The sequence below is a fragment of the Staphylococcus borealis genome (assembly GCF_001224225.1).
Classification (GTDB): Bacteria; Bacillota; Bacilli; order Staphylococcales; family Staphylococcaceae; genus Staphylococcus; species Staphylococcus borealis.
Map to the genome: position 1 here is coordinate 26908 of NZ_CUEE01000003.1, position 18808 is coordinate 45715.

An 18808-nucleotide genomic window follows, 5' to 3' on the forward strand; every position below is an offset into this window, starting at 1 on the left:
TTATTTTCGTTCAAAACGATTTTTATCTCTAGTGTTGAATTTTTCCATTGTTTCATTAAAGCTTTCAGTCATGTCGATATCGAGTGAGTTTGCTAAGCAAAGTAAAACAAATAAATTGTCTCCTAATTCGGCTTTAATTGTATTTTCATCTTCAGTTTCTTTCTTTTTCTTTTCACCGTGATAATGATTGATTTCTCTAGCAAGTTCTCCGACTTCTTCTGTCAAACGTGCTAAATTTGCAAGTGGAGAAAAATACCCAGCTTTGAATTGTCCAATGTATGCATCCACTTCATTTTGCATCTCTTTCATAGATTTCATTGTGTTCACTTTCTCCTTTATTATTGATACTTAATAAGTATATATCATATTAAACAATCATGCATTTTATGAATATGAAAAGAACGGATTATATTTTAATTAAATTTTCAAGAAAAATAAAATAAAAAATTGGGAGTAGAACAGAATTCTATACGAATTCAATGTCCTACTCCCACGTCGCTATCTAAGATTGAAAAGCATATTATAATTACTTACTCAACTTTAGTGAGCGATTAATGCTAGTAGCATAAAAATGATGTTGTTTTATGCTAAATATTTATAAGCTCAATTAATTATCACTCGCTTTAGCGATAAGAATAATTCTTACTAATTCTGCGACAGCTGTTGCAGTTGCGGCAACATACGTCATTGCAGCTGCTGAAAGAACTTTTTTAGCATGTTTATATTCTTTTTCATTGACAATATTCAAAGCAGTTATTTGTTTCATTGCTCTTGAACTTGCGTCGAACTCAACAGGTAACGTTACAATCGAGAACAGGACAGCGAGTGACATTAATCCAGCGCCAATCCATAATGCTGTTGACCCAAATGCACTTCCCATAGCTGTAAGGATAATTCCTAACATGATAATCATGTAACTTAAAGAACTACCTAAATTGGCAAATGGTACTAACGCACTTCTGAATCTTAAAAATACATAACCTTGTTGATGTTGAATCGCGTGTCCAACTTCGTGTGCAGCAATAGCTGTACCAGCTACTGAAGGTCTATCGAAGTTTGCAGGAGATAAACAAACAACTTTCTTTTTAGGATCATAATGGTCAGTTAGGAAACCTTCACCTTTAACAACGTCAACATCATAGATGCCATTCGCATGAAGGATTTCTTCAGCTACCTCACGGCCAGTCTTACCACTTGTTGATCTCACTTGTGCATATTTTTCATAATTCGATTTTACTTTGTGTTGTGCCCACATTGGAATGAGCATAATAATGACGATATATATTATATAAGACATTATAGACAATAATTCCACTCTCCTTTATCCATATTCTACTGAGAATCCTTGATTTAATCAAATAATTTAATTGGTATTATCTTTTGTAAATAATAATATAAGCATAATGCCAATGAACTTAACCAAAACGCGATATAGCCAACCATAACTTTATGTTGCTCAATAATGTCATAGTACGGATACTTATTTAAAACATAATCAATGAAATCATTATGAAACACCCACACCATCGCAATTAGCAAACTACTTATTCTAATCTTTAAGCGAGGATAAAAGTAAATTGCTTGTATCGCCATAATACCATGACTCAAAATTAAAAATATATTCATGATTGTTATATTATGATTTAAATGAATCATTTGAAGATTCATTATTACAGCCCATAGCCCATATTTTAATAAAGTAACGAAAGCAAGGGCTTCAATAAACGGAATGTGTTTATTGATAATTAAACAAAAAATAACAATACATAAAAAAAGCGAAGCAATTGGACTATCAGGTATAAAAGGTAAGAAATACCAAGGTGTTTGAACTAATTGATCACCATACCAAATGAACCCATACAACGTGCCAAGTAAGTTACAAACAAGTAAAAAGATTAAGCAGGATTGACGATATAATGTTAACTCCCACATTTGTTTAAATGTTAGCATACGTTTTATTTCCTTTAATGACTTTTATCGATTTTCAAGCACCTCTAAAATTTGAGTTAATTGATAGAATTGTTCTCGATCATTAAATTGAAGGCTTAAATCAATATTATGGCGCAAGTGCTCAATGAGTGAGTAGACACTTGTCGAATCAAGAGTTAAATTGTAAATCGTATTTAGATAAGCCATATATTGAGTTGAATACATTAATTGATGAATCATCAAGTCATTTAATTTAAAATCGGTAGTGTGTTCGTCTGAAAAATGAATCAGAATATCAAATTCACAATGATGAGATATAATATAATTGAAAATCTCATTTGTGTTTATGAGTATGTGATGATTATTAACCAACTTAATTGCTGGAGCATCTGCATTACTTAAACTCGTTTCTAGCGTTTTATGATTAGATATTTTTTGATTAACAAAATGAACGTGTTCAAGTAGATCGTAATGAGATTTAATATAGTTTAAAATCCATACACTAATACGCGATTTAAAATGATAATGAAACAAAGCATATTCAATATAACTTTGTTTCATCTGATTAAGGGTTTGATTCAAGTAAATCACCTTCATTAATAATCAAGACGATTGGCTTCTTCTTGCCAAGTCTCATTACTAGGATCCATTTCTAGTAATTGTTGTAAGAGTGTCATTGCCTTCTCTTTATTACCGATTTCAATTAAATAATAGTAATAGTCACTTAAGAATGCGCTTTGCGTTTTCATTGTTGGATAAGCAAGTTCAAAGAAATGTTGTGCTTCTTTATCACGTTCTTCTTGACCAAATGCATGCGCTAAATGCCACATGAAAACAGGATCTAAATCATCTTCATCAACATATGATAACAATGCAATAATTGCTTCATAGTCTTCTTCGTTTCGGAATAAATCACTCAAAATTAATAATGGCTCATGATAAGCGTTGTCCACTTCAAGCGCTTGTTTGAGTAATTCAACACCTTCATTAGCATCGCCATGCTCAATTTCTAAACTTCCTGTTGAAACCATCAATTCTTTATAAAATTGATTTAAGCGTAAGCCTTCTTTACCAGTTTCAATTGCATCAGGATAATTTTTTTCATTTTCATAAAGTGATTGTAAATAGAAGTATCCTTGTATAAAGTCAGGATCTTTAGATAGAAGATTTTTCGTGATTTTAATGGCTTCTTGAGTGATATCATTTTTTTCATATGCGATGGCTTTTTTGAAGAAATCTTCAGAAGTCATTTCATCTTCATTAATTTCATCATATAAATTAATCGCATCACTATAGTTACCACTTTGTAATGCGCAATCTGCCATTCGAGCAAACAAATTGATGCCATTTACTTCGTACTCACCTGTATCTAATACGACTTCATATTCACGAGTCGCACGTAAGTATTGACCATCAAAATACAACAATTCAGCTAATGCAAAATGGATGATTGGGTCGTTAGGTTCTAATTCTCTTGCTTCTAATAATTTATCAATAGCAACTTCATTCATATTAATTTGTTGATATAAATCAGCTTCTAACATTAGTTTTTCAGTTGATATTGCAACTTGACTTAAATATTCTAACGCTTCATCAGTTTGGTTCTCTGACATTAAGCCTTCAATAAAGTATATTAGTAATTCACTCTCATCTGGATACTTATGATATAAAGTTCTAAACACCTCTAGTCCTTGAGGTGTTAATCCAAAATTATATAAGGTTTCACCAAGAATAAATAATGCATCATCATTATTAGAGTTCAATGCATCATTTACGCGTGTATCTAAATGATCTAGTTTTTGAAGATTGATATCGTCTATTAATTTATAGATATCTTCCATTTTATTTTATCCCTCATTTTCTAAAAGCTTTAATTTAGGAAGGAAACCAGGGAATGATACATTAACAGCATCAAATTGTCGGATATTAAGCGGTTCATCACTCAATAATGAAGCTATAGCTAACATCATCCCAATTCTATGGTCAGTTAAACTATCTACGGTTGCTGATTTTTTGAATTCTGAAGGATGAATGATTAATCCATCTTCAGTTGGTTGTAATTCGAAGCCTAATAACCCAAGCATGTCTGCAGTTGTATCAATTCGATTTGTTTCTTTCACTTTTAATTCTTCTGCATCTTTAATGATACTTGTACCAGTTGCTTGTGTACACAATAGTGCAATGATAGGTAATTCGTCAATCGCTTTCGGTACTAAATCGCCTTCAATATGGACTGGTTTTAAGTTTGGTGTATATTTTACACGAATCGATGCAGTTGGTTCTGACGTTTGCGTGACATTAAAGCACTCAATACGCCCTCCCATTTGTTCAACGATATCTATAATACCTGAACGAGTTGGATTGATGCCAACATTATGAATTATTATATCGCTTCCAGGCGTAATAAGTGCTGCTACAATAAAGAATGCTGCTGAAGAAATATCTCCCGGAACATTAAAGTCTGTAGCTTTGATATGTTGGATAGCGTTTGCCTGCGTAGTAATTACCTTACCAGAAATGCTAATTGGAATGCCATAATGTTCAAACATTGTTTCGGTATGATTTCGACTTATATCTAACTCAGTAATTTCTGAAACTTCATTTGAAAATAGACTAGCAAACAATAACGCACTTTTAACTTGTGCACTCGCTACTTCCATTTCATAGGTAATACCTTTTAGTGAAGCGGGTTCAATAATTAAAGGCGTATAGTTATCATCTATTCCTGAAATATTAGCACCCATCAATCTGAGTGGTTTCATCACTCTATCCATAGGCCGCTTACCTATTGACGCATCACCAGATAACACACAATTAAGGTTGAGACCACTTAGCAAACCTGCTAATAAGCGTGTCGTAGTTCCCGAATTACCTGTGTATAAAGTTTGATGTGGTGTTTTAAATTTATTATAGCCTGGTGAATTAACAACGATTTTGTCATCCGCAATTTGTATGTCAACACCCAATAATTTAAATATTTCGATTGTACGTAAACAATCTTCGCCTAATAACGGTTTAAATATCGTTGATTGGCCAGTTGCTAAAGAAGCCAACATGATGGCTCTGTGCGTCATGGATTTATCTCCAGGTACTTCAATTTCACCAACTAATGGTCCCTTAATATCGATCATTTGTTCATTTGACATGCTATCATCCACCTACTTCAATACGAATTGCAAATCCTCAAATGCTTGAATTAATATGTCTTTTTCAACGTGGCAGACACGTGGTTTACCAAGCTCTTCTAGTAAGACCATTTGAATACCTTCACCATTATTCTTTTTATCCGTTAACATATATTGATACATATCATTAAAGTTTAATTGTTGAACCAATTCAACTGGATAACATAATGTTTTTAAATAATTAGCATAATGTGAAACATCAAATTGTGATTCAAACAGTCTGTTGGCGATAATAAATTGATAGATAATACCAATCATTATGGCGTGACCATGTGGTATTTTAGTCTTATACTCAACAGCATGGCCGAACGTATGCCCTAAATTCAAATATTTTCGCATATTATGCTCTTTTTCATCTTTAACGATGACGTTCAATTTCGTCTTAATGCCTTTGAAGATAAACTGATCCATATCTTTTAGAGAATTCAGCTTTTCTCTAGTAGAAAAGTGCTTCTCAATATCATCTGTAGCGACTTGTCCTGTTAATAAAGCATGTTTATAAACTTCAGCATAGCCACTTAAAATTTCTTCATAAGGTAAAGTATTTAAAAAGTTCAAATCATATATGACAGCTTTTGGTCGATAAAATGCACCGATTAAATTCTTTCCATGAATAGAATTAATACCCACTTTGCCTCCAACACTTGAATCATGCGCAAGTATCGTCGTAGGTACTTGTATGAAATCAACACCTCTTAATAAAGATGAAGCTAGAAATCCAGTAAAATCACCTGTAGCACCGCCACCTATCGCAACTAAACACGTGTTGCGCGTTAAGTTATATTCAAGTAATTGTTCTAATGTTTGTTGATAGTGCTCAAATGTTTTCATTTTCTCACCGGCAGGTACAACGATCTTATAAGTGTTTGATGCGTTAAGTAGTGAAGTGAACTTATGTTTAAAATTAAAATCAACAAATTCATCAACGATGAGAAAGACTTTATCATAGTCTTGTATATAGTCAGATAATGTTTCAAACGCATTATGTTCGACGATAATTGGATAATTATTATTTGGATACGTTGTTTGTAATTGCATTCAAAATACCTCGTTTCTAAACGTACATTGATTTAAAATTCAATGTTCAGACGTCTTCGTTCCTCAATTTGGGCTTTTAATTGATCAATATGGTTGGATTGAAACTCTTCTGTAATCGCTTTGGCTACTTCAAAAGCAACAACATGTTCACAAACTACACTTGCTGCAGGTACAGCACAACTATCAGAACGTTCAATCGTAGCTTTGAAGTCCTCTTTAGTGTTGATATCAACAGAATTAAGCGGTTTGTATAAAGTTGGGATTGGTTTCATAACGCCATTTACGATAATTGGCATACCATTTGTCATACCACCTTCAAAGCCACCTAGGTGATTAGAACCACGGTAGAAGCCTGATTCGCTATTATATAAGATTTCATCTTGTATTTCGCTTCCTGGTTTTTCTGCAGCTTTAAAACCTTCACCGAAGCTAACTCCTTTAAATGCATTAATACTAACAACACCTTGAGCAATACGACCATCTAGTTTACGATCATATTGTACGTAACTACCAACAGCCACAGGCATATTCTCGACCATTACCTGAACAACGCCACCAATTGAATCGCCTTCTTTTTTAGAGGCATCTATCTTATCTCTCATTTTCTGTGCGATAGATTCATCGATAACACGTACATCATTCTTATCTATATTTTGTTTGAAAGTTTCAGTATCATATAACCCCTCGTCTTTAATACCGCCAATTTCAACTACACGACTATACATATGAATATCTAATTGTTCTAACAGTATTTTAGATACTGCCCCAACTGCAACACGCGCTGCTGTTTCGCGAGCAGAAGAACGTTCTAAAACGTTTCTTAAATCTCTATGATTGTACTTCATACCACCAATTAAATCCGCATGTCCCGGACGTGGTTTTGTAATAGTACGTTTCATATTCTCTCTTTCTTCATCTGTAATAGGCGCAACACCCATAATGTTTCTCCAATGTGTGAAATCATCGTTTGTGACAACAAGTGTGATTGGACTGCCAAGTGTATAGCCATTTCTGACACCTGATACAATTTCTACAGCATCTTTCTCAATTTGCATACGTCGCCCTCTACCGTAGCCACCTTGACGCTTAAACATTTCCGTATTAATATCTTCTGCTTTAATTTCTAAATTCGCAGGTACACCTTCAATAATTACTGTTAATTGAGGACCATGTGATTCTCCTGACGTTAAATATCTCATGAGAATACGCTCCTTTCCCTTTACTACGTTAAATTGTGATATGTGTTATCATATCACATTCAACCGTATAACATAACTAGTGTGCAATAGTAAATTTGAATTTATTAGAATATTTCAATAATTAAAGAGTGAAAAACGAAATGATGATATTTCATCTTAAAAAAAATAGAAAGAGAGCGAACTAGTATTCATAATGCATTCTAGTTCGCCCTCTAAAGGATGACAAGTGATGGGCAACGTATTATTAACGGCTTCACTATTTTGTCAGTCTTTGTGATTTATCTAAAAGGTAAGCCTCAACGTAATTGTCTAGACTACCCTTATCAGTACAATATGTGTATTAAATTTCTATTCGTATAACCAAGCATCTCTAGGTGACGCATAGCTACTTAATTCGTCTTCATTAAACCATAGTGCAATTTCACGTTGTGCTGATTCAACTGAATCTGAACCATGAATTACATTTCGTCCTACAGTTAAGCCGAGATCGCCTCTAATAGAACCTGGTGTTGCTTCAGATGGGTTTGTTTTACCTATAATGTGTCTTGATACATCAACGGCATCTTCGCCTTCAACAACCATTGCAAAAACAGGTGCAGAAGTAATAAATGAAATTAATTTGCCGTAGAATGGTTTATCTGTGTGTTCAGAATAATGTTCTTCAGCTAATGATTGAGGAACAGTCATCAATTTACCACCTACTAGTTTTAAACCTTTTCTCTCAATGCGTGAAATAATTTCTCCCACTAAATTACGTTGAACTGCATCTGGTTTAATCATTAAAAATGTTCTTTCCATCGTAAATTATCCCCCTGTGTGTGAAGTCTCAATGATATAAACATAAGACTTAAATGATGAATATTTAAATATGTATCGTACTTTGGCGTAACAAAAAACCTGCTACTATTCAATAGTAACAGGTTGTTAAAGCGCTTTCAATATTTTTTCGTTTTAAACGTTACGTGATCCCATTTTCTTTATTAATTTAATAAAAAGACTTTGAGCATTGGGTTCATCAAGTTCATTAATTAACTTGAGTGCTTTAGCTAAATATTTATCACTAATTGCTTTAGATTCTTTAATGCTATTAGAGTTTCTAATCTGCTCAATCAAAGGTTCAAAGTCTTGAGATTTAGATTGATGGTTGAGTGAAGCAATTTGACGCTTGAATGATATATCTTTTTTCATTTCAAGTAGCACTGGTAATGTAATATGTCCATTCATTAAATCACTACCTACAGGTTTGCCCAATTTCTTTTCAGTGCTAGTGAAGTCCAAAATATCATCAACAATTTGGAAACTCATGCCAATATAGTGGCCTATCATTTTAAGCTTTCGAATAGTTTCATCATCAGCCTCAGAAGTAATCGCACCGACTTCAGTTGCTAATTGAATTAACAAAGCGGTCTTTCTATTGATGCGTCTCAAATAATTGGTAATACTTTGCGCACTATTGAATTGGTCTTGAAACTGGAATAATTCACCAAGTCCTACGTTTACAATCGAATTTGAAATAATATGATGAATTCGGTTATCACGAATTTCAGATAAATGTTCAAGACCCAATGCAAGTAAGAAGTTTCCAGTTAATATTGCGGTAGTAACGTCCCACTTTTTAACTATGGTTAAACGTCCACGTCGTTTGTCGCTTTTATCGATAACATCATCATGTACTAGTGTTGCCATATGAATTAATTCAAGGGCAACTGCAACACGATACGTATCTTCAGTTTGCTTTTGTGGTCCGAACTGACTACTCAAGATAACGAATGCAGGTCTAACTCTTTTGCCTCCTGAAGAAAGCAAATGAGATGATGCTTCATGTAAAATTGGATCATTGCTTTCGATAGCTTTTTGAAGGCGTTTTTCTACGTTCTTAATTTCGCTATTCATGTTTAACTTTGCCACGTTAATCACCTTTTATTTTGTCTAACTTTTTTGTTTATAGCCTAGATGCATTGCAGCAACGCCACCTGTAAAGCTACGGATTTTAATTTTAGTGAAGCCAGCTTGTTCAAATAATTGTTTTAATTTGTCTTTATCTGGAAAATCGAACGTAGATTGTTGTAACCACTCATATTCTTCCTTAGATTTAGCGAATAATTTACCGAAAATTGGCATTATGAATTTAAAGTATAACTTATAAATTTGTTTAAATACCGGCATTGTTGGTTGACTTGTTTCAAGACAAACGACCATTCCACCTGGTTTTAAGACTCTATTCATTTCTTTTAATGCAACTAAATAATCAGGTACATTACGGAGACCGAAACCAATTGTAACATAATCAAATGAATTATCTTCGAACGGTAAATTCATTGCATCTCCATGAACTAAATGAATATTATCCATATGCTTTGTTTTCTCTTTACCCACTTCTAGCATGTTTTCACTGAAGTCTAAACCAGTTACTTCACCATGCGCACCTACTGCTTTACTAAGTGCAATAGTCCAGTCAGCAGTACCGCAACACACGTCAAGTGCTTTACTATCAACTTTAACGTGCATATCTTTCATTACATGTTTTCGCCACACTTTGTGTTGCTCAAAACTAATAATGTTGTTTAAACGATCATACTTACTTGAAATATTTTGGAAGACTGTATGAACTTGTTCTTTTTTTGCATTATTTTCAGTCATTAATATTACCTCTACTTTTCTCTATATAACTTTGATTGATATTTTGTAAAAACTGACGTACATCAGATGGTTGGTACATCTTAAGGTAAGATGGATAATAGTCATCACCCTCGGAGATTAATTGTTGATATAAATCTAAAGGCGTTACTTGTTCTTTACTGAAATGAGACAAAGTTATATATGGGAAGATTGTTTCAATTTCAATAATTGCATCATAGATAGCTTCAGACTCTAATACTTGATGATGTAATGATGATTTTAATTCATTCGATTTGACTATCGCTTTGCTCATTGCTAATTGAAACGTTGGATCATTTATTTCAGCTAAAAGCGTATAAAAATGAGCGCTTAGTAAATCACCAATTAAAATAGATTTTTTTGACTTTTGGTTTTGTGTTATCTCATCAAGATGTTTCATTGAAGTATCGATAGTGAGGCAAGCAAGTTTAGCATTTTCAGGAATGTCATAAGTATCGAGTAATGCACTCAAATTAGCATTTATATGAATCGTTTCATAGTCATGAATTCCTGTAAGCTTTTGATTAATTTGTCTATTTAATTTGCTTATTGTTGTTTCCATGTTCACACCTCACGTTATTATCACTATACATCTTAACATTATATGAATAAAAATAAAATACAGTGACTTAAGTGGATGTTACTTTACTTATTTGAATATATGCACTAATGAGACATTTGTAATAGTCAAGTTAAATTACATAGGACAAATTAAGTCTATTAAAATGATATATGTATAAAAAAAGCCCTTTATAGGGCTTTTAAGTAAATTATTTAACAGCATCTTTTAATGCTTTACCAGCTTTAAATGCTGGAACTTTACTTGCAGGAATTTCGATTTCTTTACCTGTTTGAGGGTTACGTCCTTTACGTGCAGCACGTTCACGTACCTCGAAGTTTCCGAAACCAATTAATTGTACTTTTTCACCTTTAGAAAGTGATTGTTGGATTGATTCGAAAACAGCATCTACAGCTGAACCAGCTTCTTTTTTAGTTAAATCAGCTTGTTCTGCAACTGCGTTAATTAAGTCAGTTTTATTCATTACGAGTTCACCTCCAGATGAATGATAATGATATCTTTATATCATTATGCTATGACTTTAACACAACAATTAATGTTACCGCAATAATTTATGCACTTAAAACACTGAAATATCAGTATTTTAAGTGCAAATCTGCGAAAATTTTTTGAAATAGAGTAATATTACACTCTATTCAGATTTTTTATCTCTTCCCATCAAGTCTTTAACACTATCTTTAACTGGTTTATCTTCGAATAAAACCTTGTAAAGTGCATTTGTTATAGGCATATCCACATTTTGTTGTTTGGCTAAATGATATACAGAATTAGTAGTGTAAATACCTTCTACAACCATATTCATCTCATTTAATGCTTCATCCATAGTTTGGCCCTGTCCTAACTTATATCCCAATGTGTAGTTACGGGAATGTGTAGATGTACACGTAACAATTAAGTCACCAATTCCGCCAAGTCCTAAAAACGTCATAGGATCAGCACCTAATTTTTCACCTAATCTGCTTATTTCAGCTAAACCACGTGTCATTAAAGCAGCTTTAGCGTTATCTCCATAGCCCATACCTGCCACAATACCACTTGCGACTGCTATTATATTTTTTAACGCGCCACCTAATTCAACACCAACTAAATCGTTATTAGTATAGACACGTAAATAATCATTCATAAATAAATCTTGAATGAGTTCACTAACTTTTTCATCTTTTGATGATGCAGCCACAGTTGTTGGTTGTTTAATTACTACTTCCTCAGCATGGCTAGGACCTGATAATACACCTATGCCACCATTATGTTCTTCAGATATAGAATCTTCAATCATTTCTGAAACACGTTTGAATGTATCATTTTCAATACCTTTAGCTACATGGATGAAGGTTTTCTTTGTGTTGATCAAACCATCAATTTGACTAGTTACTTCACGCATAGCTTTAGTAGGTAAAGCCATTAAATAAATATCGGTAAAATTCACAGCCTCATTGATATCGCTAGTGGCTTTAATACTACTATTGAGTACGACATCTTTTAAATAACGGTTATTTTGATGGTGATCATTTAATTCTTTGACACTATCTTCGTTTTTACCCCACATTAGAACAGTATGTCCATTTTCTGCTAACACATTGGCTAATGCAGTACCAAAACTTCCCATACCAAAAACAGTAATTTTAGTCATAGTATTATCTCCTTTTTAGTTTCTTCTTCTCGGAATGATGTGAATGGGTGTTCCTTCAAAACCAAATGCATGACGAATTTGATTCTCAAGGTAACGTTTATAAGAAAAGTGCATTAATTCGACATCATTTACGAATACAACAAACGTAGGAGGTTCGATAGCTACTTGTGTAGTATAAAATACATTTAAACGACGACCCTTATCTGTTGGCGTAGGATTCATAGATATAGCGTCTGTCACTACTTCATTTAATGTAGAACTTTGAACACGTTTCTTATGATTTTCGCTTGCTTCATTAATATAAGGGAATAGCGTGCGTAGGCGTGTACCTTCTTTGGCAGAAACGAAAGCGATTTGAGCATAATCTAAAAATTGAAATTGGTTTCTAACATCATCTGCAAATTTCTTCATTGTGTTACTATCTTTATCGACTGTGTCCCACTTATTCACTACAATTACTACGGCTTTACCTTCTTCATGAGCATAACCTGCTACACGTTTATCTTGTTCTATTATACCTTCCTCTGCATCTATAACGATTAGTACTACATTAGAACGTTCGATGGCTTTAAGCGCACGTAATACGGAATATTTCTCAGTAGACTCATACACTTTACCCTTTTTACGCATTCCGGCAGTGTCGATTAAAACATAATCTTGACCATCATAACTATATTCAGTATCAATGGCATCCCTAGTCGTTCCAGCAACATTCGATACAATAACACGGTCCTCGCCAAGAATGGCATTTACTAAACTAGATTTTCCAACATTAGGACGTCCGATGATTGATAATCGTATTGTGTCTTCGTCGTAAGGGTCTTCATAATCCTCTGGAAAATGTTTAACTACTTCATCTAACAAATCACCTAATCCTAAGCCATGGGAGCCTGAGATAGGATATGGATCTCCAAAACCTAATGCGTAAAAATCAAAAATGTCGTTTCGCATTTCAGGATTATCTACTTTATTAACGGCTAACACAACGGGTTTTTTAGATTTATATAACATCTGTGCAACCATTTCATCACTTTGAGTTAAACCTTCACGCACATTTACCATAAAAATAATAACATCTGCTTCATCTATTGCAATTTCAGCTTGTGCTCTAATTTGTGTTTGGAATGGCGCGTCACCGATTTCAATTCCACCAGTATCAATAATGTTAAATTCATGTGTTAACCATTCGCCTGATGAATAAATTCTATCACGAGTAACACCAGATGTGTCTTCGACTATTGAAACACGTTCACCTACTACTCTATTAAAGATTGTAGATTTCCCTACATTTGGTCTTCCTACAATCGCTACAATAGGTTTCGTCATAAGCTAACTTCCTCTCTTTCTAAAATCTCTATAATTTTATCATATGACCTATTTATTTCAAACAAAGTATATAAGTTAAGTTACATTATAATGAATTGATAATTTAAATTTGAATGATAACACCTTAATTAAATAGAGAACGATTCATTAAATGTTTTGCTTAAAAGATAATACTAAGATTGGTAATCAGGTTGGCATCACTATTTTGTTAAGGTCAATCATCAAAATCCATGCAACCTATCACGTTGATAGCACGCTTAAATCAAATTGATTCACATCTGTCAGTTACTGCCAGAACAATAAAATAGACTGAGACATTTTATTTTGTCCCAGCCTCATGTATTTCTATCCTAACTTTAGATTAGAATTTTAAGTTTTTGAATTTATCACCAAAGACATCGCCAAGTGTTGGATTATCTTCGTTTGAATCATTACTTAAATAAGATTGAGTTGTAGCATCATCGCTTTCAACGACATCTTCTTTAGGTAAAGTAGCTTTGATTGAAAGTGAAATACGTTCATTTTCTTCATCAATACCTAAAATTTTAACATTAACTTGTTGACCTGGCTCAAGCTTTTCACCTGGTGTACCGATATGTTCATGTGCAATTTCTGAAATATGAACTAAGCCTTGTACACCTGGTGCGATTTCAACGAAAGCACCAAAGTTAGCTAAACGTACAACTTTACCTTCGACAACATCATCTTCGTGGAATTGTCCTTTTATACTTTCAAATGGTGTTGGTAAAGTGTCTTTAATAGAGAGTGAGATACGTTCTGCATCTTTCTCTACAGATTTAACTTTCACATCTACTTCTTGTCCTACAGAAACAACATCTTCTGGAGAATCAACATGTTCGTGTGAAAGTTCTGAAACGTGGACTAAGCCATCTACGCCACCGATATCAACGAAAGCACCAAAGTTAGTTAGACGAGCTACTTTACCTTTAATAACATCGCCTGCATTTAATGATTCTAGTAAAGAAGCTTTTTTAACATCATTTTCAGCTTGCTCTACTGCTTTACGGCTTAAAATGACTCTATTATTTTCAGGATCTAATTCTTCTACTTTGATACGAATAGTTTGTCCTTCAAATACAGAGAAATCTTCAATGAAATCAGTTGAAATGAGTGAAGCAGGTACGAAACCACGTTGACCTACATCTACAACTAGGCCCCCTTTAACTACTTCTGTAACTTTTGCTTCAATTATTTCATCATTATCTAATTTTTCTTGTAAATATTCATATGATTTTTCAGTTTCAAGTTGACGTTTAGAAAGAATATACGCACCTGAGTCATTTTCTTCATCAACTTCTATTTTAGTAACATATGCTTCTATTTCATCACCTTGTTTAACAACCTCACTAGGGTTTTCAATATGATGAGTTGAAAGTTGGCTAATTGGAATAATTCCATTGAATTTGCCACCATTAATATGAACTACGACTTGTTTGTCTTCAACTTGTTGAACCTCACCAGTGACTTTGTCACCTTCTTTAATATCATTAATCATTGATTCATTGAATTCTTCAGTCATCTTATTTGCCTCCTTATACACTACATACATATAACATCTTATAAACCAGTAGAATTGTCAAGAAATTCCCCTTTAGTTTCATAAGTTCTTAAAAAAATTATCAATTATCAAAATTATTAAATAGAAATTTAACTGATTTGTAACTTTTAAAGATTTATAATTTTAATGAACCTTAATAAATGTTATACGATTTAAACAGTGATTAATTATTACCACTTTTAATTATATAGAATAAAAATAGCTATTTAAAATAATTCGCACTTTATTCTAAATTAAGTACAAATTATTCTATATAGCTATTATTGCTCATTTATAAATTGTTAACTAAGTTCATTATTTCTTCAGTTACTTCTTCAATCGTTTTGCCAGTTGTATCCACTGTAATCGCATCGTCTGCTTTTTTTAAAGGTGAAATGTCACGATTCATATCATAGTGGTCTCTTTCTTCGATTTCTTTTTTTAGTTGCGATAATGTTGAAGGAATACCACATTGTTCATTTTCTTTTTGTCGTCTTTCAGCTCTCTCCTCAACTGAAGCAATCATGTACACCTTTAATTCTGCATTTGGTAGCACTACTGTGCCAATATCGCGTCCATCCATGACGATCCCTTTTTTTGCTGCTAGGTCTTTTTGTTTTTCAACTGCAAATGTTCTAACAGGCGCTTTAGAAGCGACATAGGATACATTTTGAGTCACATCATTTTCTCTTAAAAAATCGGTAACGTCTTGATCATCTAGTAAGATACGTTGTCCTTTACTTTTATCATAAGTTAATTCTAAAGTAGTTTGATCAACGAGTGCCTTAAAATCTTCAGGTTTATTATTTTGAAGATATTTATAAGTTATTGCGCGATACATTGCACCAGTATCAACGTATATCATTGATAATTTACTAGCAACTTGTCGAGCAATTGTACTTTTACCTGCTGCTGCAGGACCATCCAAGGCAATATTTATTAAGTCCATATTATTTTATCCTTCCTTGTTGTTTTGTTTGTATTATTTTATCATAAATATGTAAATTAAAAATAGGAGGAACGCAATGAAGCGATTATTAGTTATACATACTGGTGGAACGATTAGCATGTCTCAAAATCAATCCAATCAAGTAGTAACAAATGATGTAAATCCAATATCTTTACATACAGACATTATTGGTCAATACGCTGACGTAGATGAAATACATCCATTTAACATTCCGTCTCCACACATAACAATTCAAAACGTTGAACAATTGAGAGATATCATTATTGATGCAAATAAGACAAATCAATACGATGGTTATGTGATTACACACGGAACAGACACGCTTGAAGAAACTGCATATCTTCTTGATTTATTAATAGATATTCGATATCCAGTTGTGATTACTGGAGCGATGAGATCTTCAAATGAAATTGGTTCCGATGGTTTATATAATTTTATTTCGGCCATTCGTGTAGCTTCATCCAGTGATGCGCAAGACAAAGGTGTAATGGTCGTATTCAATGATGAAATACATACTGCCAGAAATGTCACTAAGACGCATACGTCTAACATTAATACCTTCCAAAGTCCTAATCAAGGTCCATTAGGTATTTTAACCAAAGATAATGTTCAATTTTATAATCAGCCCTATCAACAACAGTCTTTTGATACAGTCAATCATGAGTTAAGCGTGCCATTGATTAAAGCCTATATGGGGATGGACAGTGACATATTTAATTTCTATTCACAACAGCATGTAGATGGTATTGTCATTGAAGCTTTGGGTCAAGGTAACTTGCCACCAAGTTGCTTAAATGGCGTTCAATCATGCTTGGACAATAATATACCAATTGTGTTAGTTTCAAGATCCTTTAATGGTATTGTAAGCCCTGTATATGCCTATGATGGCGGTGGATTCCAATTATCAAATAAAGGTTTAATATTTTCGAATGGATTAAATGGTCCGAAAGCGAGACTAAAATTATTAATCGGTTTAAGTAATCATCTTAATACGTCAGAATTGAAGCATTATTTTGAAAAGCAAAATTAGCAAGGGCCGAAAAAAGACGTATTGAATTGAATCTGATGAGCATAAAATAAGATGATAAGGGAGTGGGACAGAATTCTTTTTAAATTCGTCGTCCCACTCCCAACTTGCTTTGCTTGTAGAATTTCTTGATGAAATTCTCTTTGCTGGGGCCCCGACTCCCAGCTTGCTTTGCTTGTAGAATTTCTTGATGAAATTCTCTTTGTTGGGGCCCCGACTCCCAACTTGCTTTGCTTGTAGAATTTCTTAGTGAAATTCTCTTTGCTGGGGCCCCGCCCGCAAGGATGACTAAAACTGAGAAAAGCTTGATTAAAGCGCCTTCTCAGTTCAGTCAGCTACTGCGAATTTGCAAAATAGCTTCATTAGATTATTTTTGTTCCAGACTCTTCTATTTAGCTACTATGAAAGTACATTGTAGCTTTGAAATATTTATCTCGTTGCGTTTAGCATTTTATGATTACACCTTAACTTTCGAGAGGTGTTTGCTTTTTACTTAAAATGCTTTGGGTAATAATGCCTCCATGATATTTACCGTTTTCAATGAAGATTGCATTATTATCATTACCAGCAGCAATGACGCCAGCAATATAACAATTCTCTACATTTGTCTCAAACGTTTCTTTATTATGAACGGGTGCAGTACCGAATTCATTTGTATTGATTTCTATTCCAATTGATTCTAAAAAGTCATAATCAGGATGGTATCCTATCATCGCGAATACATGATCATTAGGTATTTCAATCAATTTACCTTCTTTTTCATAAACCACACTATTTTCAGTAATTTCAGTTACATTAGCATTAAATTCCATTTTGATTTTTTCATGATTAACTAATGATTCAAAGTTAGGTAAAATCCATGGTTTAATAGCAGATGAATAACGATCGCCTCTATATAATACAGTTACATTTGCGCCAGCTTTTTCTAATTCTAATGCTGCGTCGACTGCAGAGTTTTTACCACCAATTACAGTTACATTTAAATTGAAATAAGGATGTGCTTCTTTGAAGTAATGTTGTACTTTAGGAAGTTCTGCACCTTTAACCTCTAATGTATTATGTTGACCATAATATCCAGTTGCAACAGTTAAGAATTTACATTCATATACATCTTTGGTAGTTGTTATAGTGAATTTATTATCAATCTTTTTTACAGTTAACACTTCTTCAAATGCATGAACATTTAATTGGTGATGTTTAACAACTTCTCTATAATAAACTAACGCTTGATTACGTCGAGGTTTACTTTCTTCAACGATAAATGGTATATCGCCAATACTCAATTTATCACTAGATGAGAAGAATGTTTGGTGTGTTGGATATTTATATATAGCATCTACAACATTCCCTTTTTCGATGACTAATGTTTCAATACCCTTTCTTTTTTGTTCGATAGCAGCACTTAAACCGCATGGGCCTCCGCCGATTATAATACTTTCTATGCTTTGCATGTCATTGGCCTCCTTTAATCACCCATTAATTATAGCAGTTGTAACATGATTTCTAAATAGAATCGCACCTATATTATTTACAATTTAATGAGATTATAAGTTTTATAAAGAAAACAGGGATAGGACTGAATTCTTTTTGAATCCATTGTCCTACCCCTGCAAGGTTAACTAAATGAGAAATCTGCTTAATTTAAGCGCCCTTTCAATTTTAGTCAGCTACGATGAATGAATAACGTAGCATTATTTTCTAATTTTTA

19 protein-coding genes are annotated in these 18808 nt (G+C 33.3%); 1 reads left to right on the forward strand and 18 read right to left on the reverse strand.

What is annotated here, in order from left to right; genetic code table 11:
- From AK212_RS04455 to cmk, 17 genes are all read right to left on the reverse strand, one after another.
- Window positions 1-318 (reverse strand): nucleotide pyrophosphohydrolase, encoded by a 318-nt coding sequence (locus AK212_RS04455; RefSeq protein ID WP_053029429.1) that lies wholly within the window; start codon window positions 316-318, stop codon window positions 1-3.
- Window positions 319-607: 289 nt separating this feature from the next.
- Window positions 608-1306 (reverse strand): zinc metallopeptidase, encoded by a 699-nt coding sequence (locus AK212_RS04460; protein ID WP_053029430.1) that lies wholly within the window; start codon window positions 1304-1306, stop codon window positions 608-610.
- A 44-nt stretch (window positions 1307-1350) separates the two neighbouring features.
- A complete protein-coding gene (locus tag AK212_RS04465; RefSeq protein ID WP_053029431.1) occupies window positions 1351-1950 on the reverse strand; it encodes a DUF1405 domain-containing protein in 600 nt (199 codons plus the stop codon).
- A 24-nt stretch (window positions 1951-1974) separates the two neighbouring features.
- Entirely contained in the window at window positions 1975-2511 is a 537-nt protein-coding gene (locus AK212_RS04470) for a YpiB family protein (RefSeq protein WP_053029432.1), read from the reverse strand.
- 14 nt (window positions 2512-2525) lie between these two features.
- The gene (locus AK212_RS04475) at window positions 2526-3770 is read right to left on the reverse strand and encodes a tetratricopeptide repeat protein (protein WP_053029433.1); all 1245 of its coding nucleotides are present in this window, start codon (window positions 3768-3770) and stop codon (window positions 2526-2528) included.
- Between the two features lie 6 nt (window positions 3771-3776).
- Window positions 3777-5075, reverse strand: coding sequence for a 3-phosphoshikimate 1-carboxyvinyltransferase (gene aroA / locus AK212_RS04480; protein ID WP_053029434.1), 1299 nt, complete (start codon window positions 5073-5075; stop codon window positions 3777-3779).
- A gap of 12 nt (window positions 5076-5087) precedes the next feature.
- Complete coding sequence (gene aroB / locus AK212_RS04485; RefSeq protein ID WP_053029435.1) at window positions 5088-6152, reverse strand: 3-dehydroquinate synthase; 1065 nt, start codon at window positions 6150-6152, stop codon at window positions 5088-5090.
- A gap of 32 nt (window positions 6153-6184) precedes the next feature.
- On the reverse strand, window positions 6185-7351 hold the full coding sequence (gene aroC / locus AK212_RS04490) for a chorismate synthase (RefSeq protein ID WP_053029436.1): 1167 nt from the start codon (window positions 7349-7351) through the stop codon (window positions 6185-6187).
- Between the two features lie 348 nt (window positions 7352-7699).
- Window positions 7700-8149, reverse strand: coding sequence for a nucleoside-diphosphate kinase (ndk, locus tag AK212_RS04495; RefSeq protein ID WP_053029437.1), 450 nt, complete (start codon window positions 8147-8149; stop codon window positions 7700-7702).
- A gap of 153 nt (window positions 8150-8302) precedes the next feature.
- A complete protein-coding gene (locus AK212_RS04500) occupies window positions 8303-9259 on the reverse strand; it encodes a polyprenyl synthetase family protein (protein WP_053029438.1) in 957 nt (318 codons plus the stop codon).
- 21 nt (window positions 9260-9280) lie between these two features.
- A complete protein-coding gene (locus AK212_RS04505; RefSeq protein ID WP_053029439.1) occupies window positions 9281-9991 on the reverse strand; it encodes a demethylmenaquinone methyltransferase in 711 nt (236 codons plus the stop codon).
- On the reverse strand, window positions 9984-10571 hold the full coding sequence (locus AK212_RS04510; RefSeq protein ID WP_053029440.1) for a heptaprenyl pyrophosphate synthase subunit A: 588 nt from the start codon (window positions 10569-10571) through the stop codon (window positions 9984-9986). The genes AK212_RS04505 and AK212_RS04510 overlap by 8 nt, the downstream gene beginning before the upstream one ends.
- A gap of 208 nt (window positions 10572-10779) precedes the next feature.
- On the reverse strand, window positions 10780-11052 hold the full coding sequence (locus tag AK212_RS04515; protein ID WP_011275733.1) for an HU family DNA-binding protein: 273 nt from the start codon (window positions 11050-11052) through the stop codon (window positions 10780-10782).
- A gap of 168 nt (window positions 11053-11220) precedes the next feature.
- Window positions 11221-12219 carry an NAD(P)H-dependent glycerol-3-phosphate dehydrogenase gene (locus AK212_RS04520; protein ID WP_053029441.1) on the reverse strand — a complete coding sequence of 333 codons (999 nt, stop codon included), beginning with the start codon at window positions 12217-12219 and terminating at the stop codon, window positions 11221-11223.
- A gap of 15 nt (window positions 12220-12234) precedes the next feature.
- A complete protein-coding gene (der, locus tag AK212_RS04525) occupies window positions 12235-13545 on the reverse strand; it encodes a ribosome biogenesis GTPase Der (RefSeq protein ID WP_053029442.1) in 1311 nt (436 codons plus the stop codon).
- Window positions 13546-13906: 361 nt separating this feature from the next.
- Complete coding sequence (gene rpsA / locus AK212_RS04530; RefSeq protein WP_053029443.1) at window positions 13907-15085, reverse strand: 30S ribosomal protein S1; 1179 nt, start codon at window positions 15083-15085, stop codon at window positions 13907-13909.
- 310 nt (window positions 15086-15395) lie between these two features.
- Window positions 15396-16052, reverse strand: a complete 657-nt coding sequence (gene cmk / locus AK212_RS04535) for a (d)CMP kinase (protein ID WP_053029444.1) — start codon at window positions 16050-16052, stop codon at window positions 15396-15398.
- A 76-nt stretch (window positions 16053-16128) separates the two neighbouring features.
- Here cmk and AK212_RS04540 point away from each other — a divergent pair, with 76 nt between their 5' ends.
- The gene (locus tag AK212_RS04540) at window positions 16129-17103 is read left to right on the forward strand and encodes an asparaginase (RefSeq protein WP_053029445.1); all 975 of its coding nucleotides are present in this window, start codon (window positions 16129-16131) and stop codon (window positions 17101-17103) included.
- 461 nt (window positions 17104-17564) lie between these two features.
- Here the strand turns inward: AK212_RS04540 and ypdA are convergent, their stop codons facing one another.
- Window positions 17565-18551 carry a bacillithiol disulfide reductase YpdA gene (ypdA, locus tag AK212_RS04545; protein WP_053029446.1) on the reverse strand — a complete coding sequence of 329 codons (987 nt, stop codon included), beginning with the start codon at window positions 18549-18551 and terminating at the stop codon, window positions 17565-17567.
- Window positions 18552-18808 lie beyond the last annotated feature (257 nt).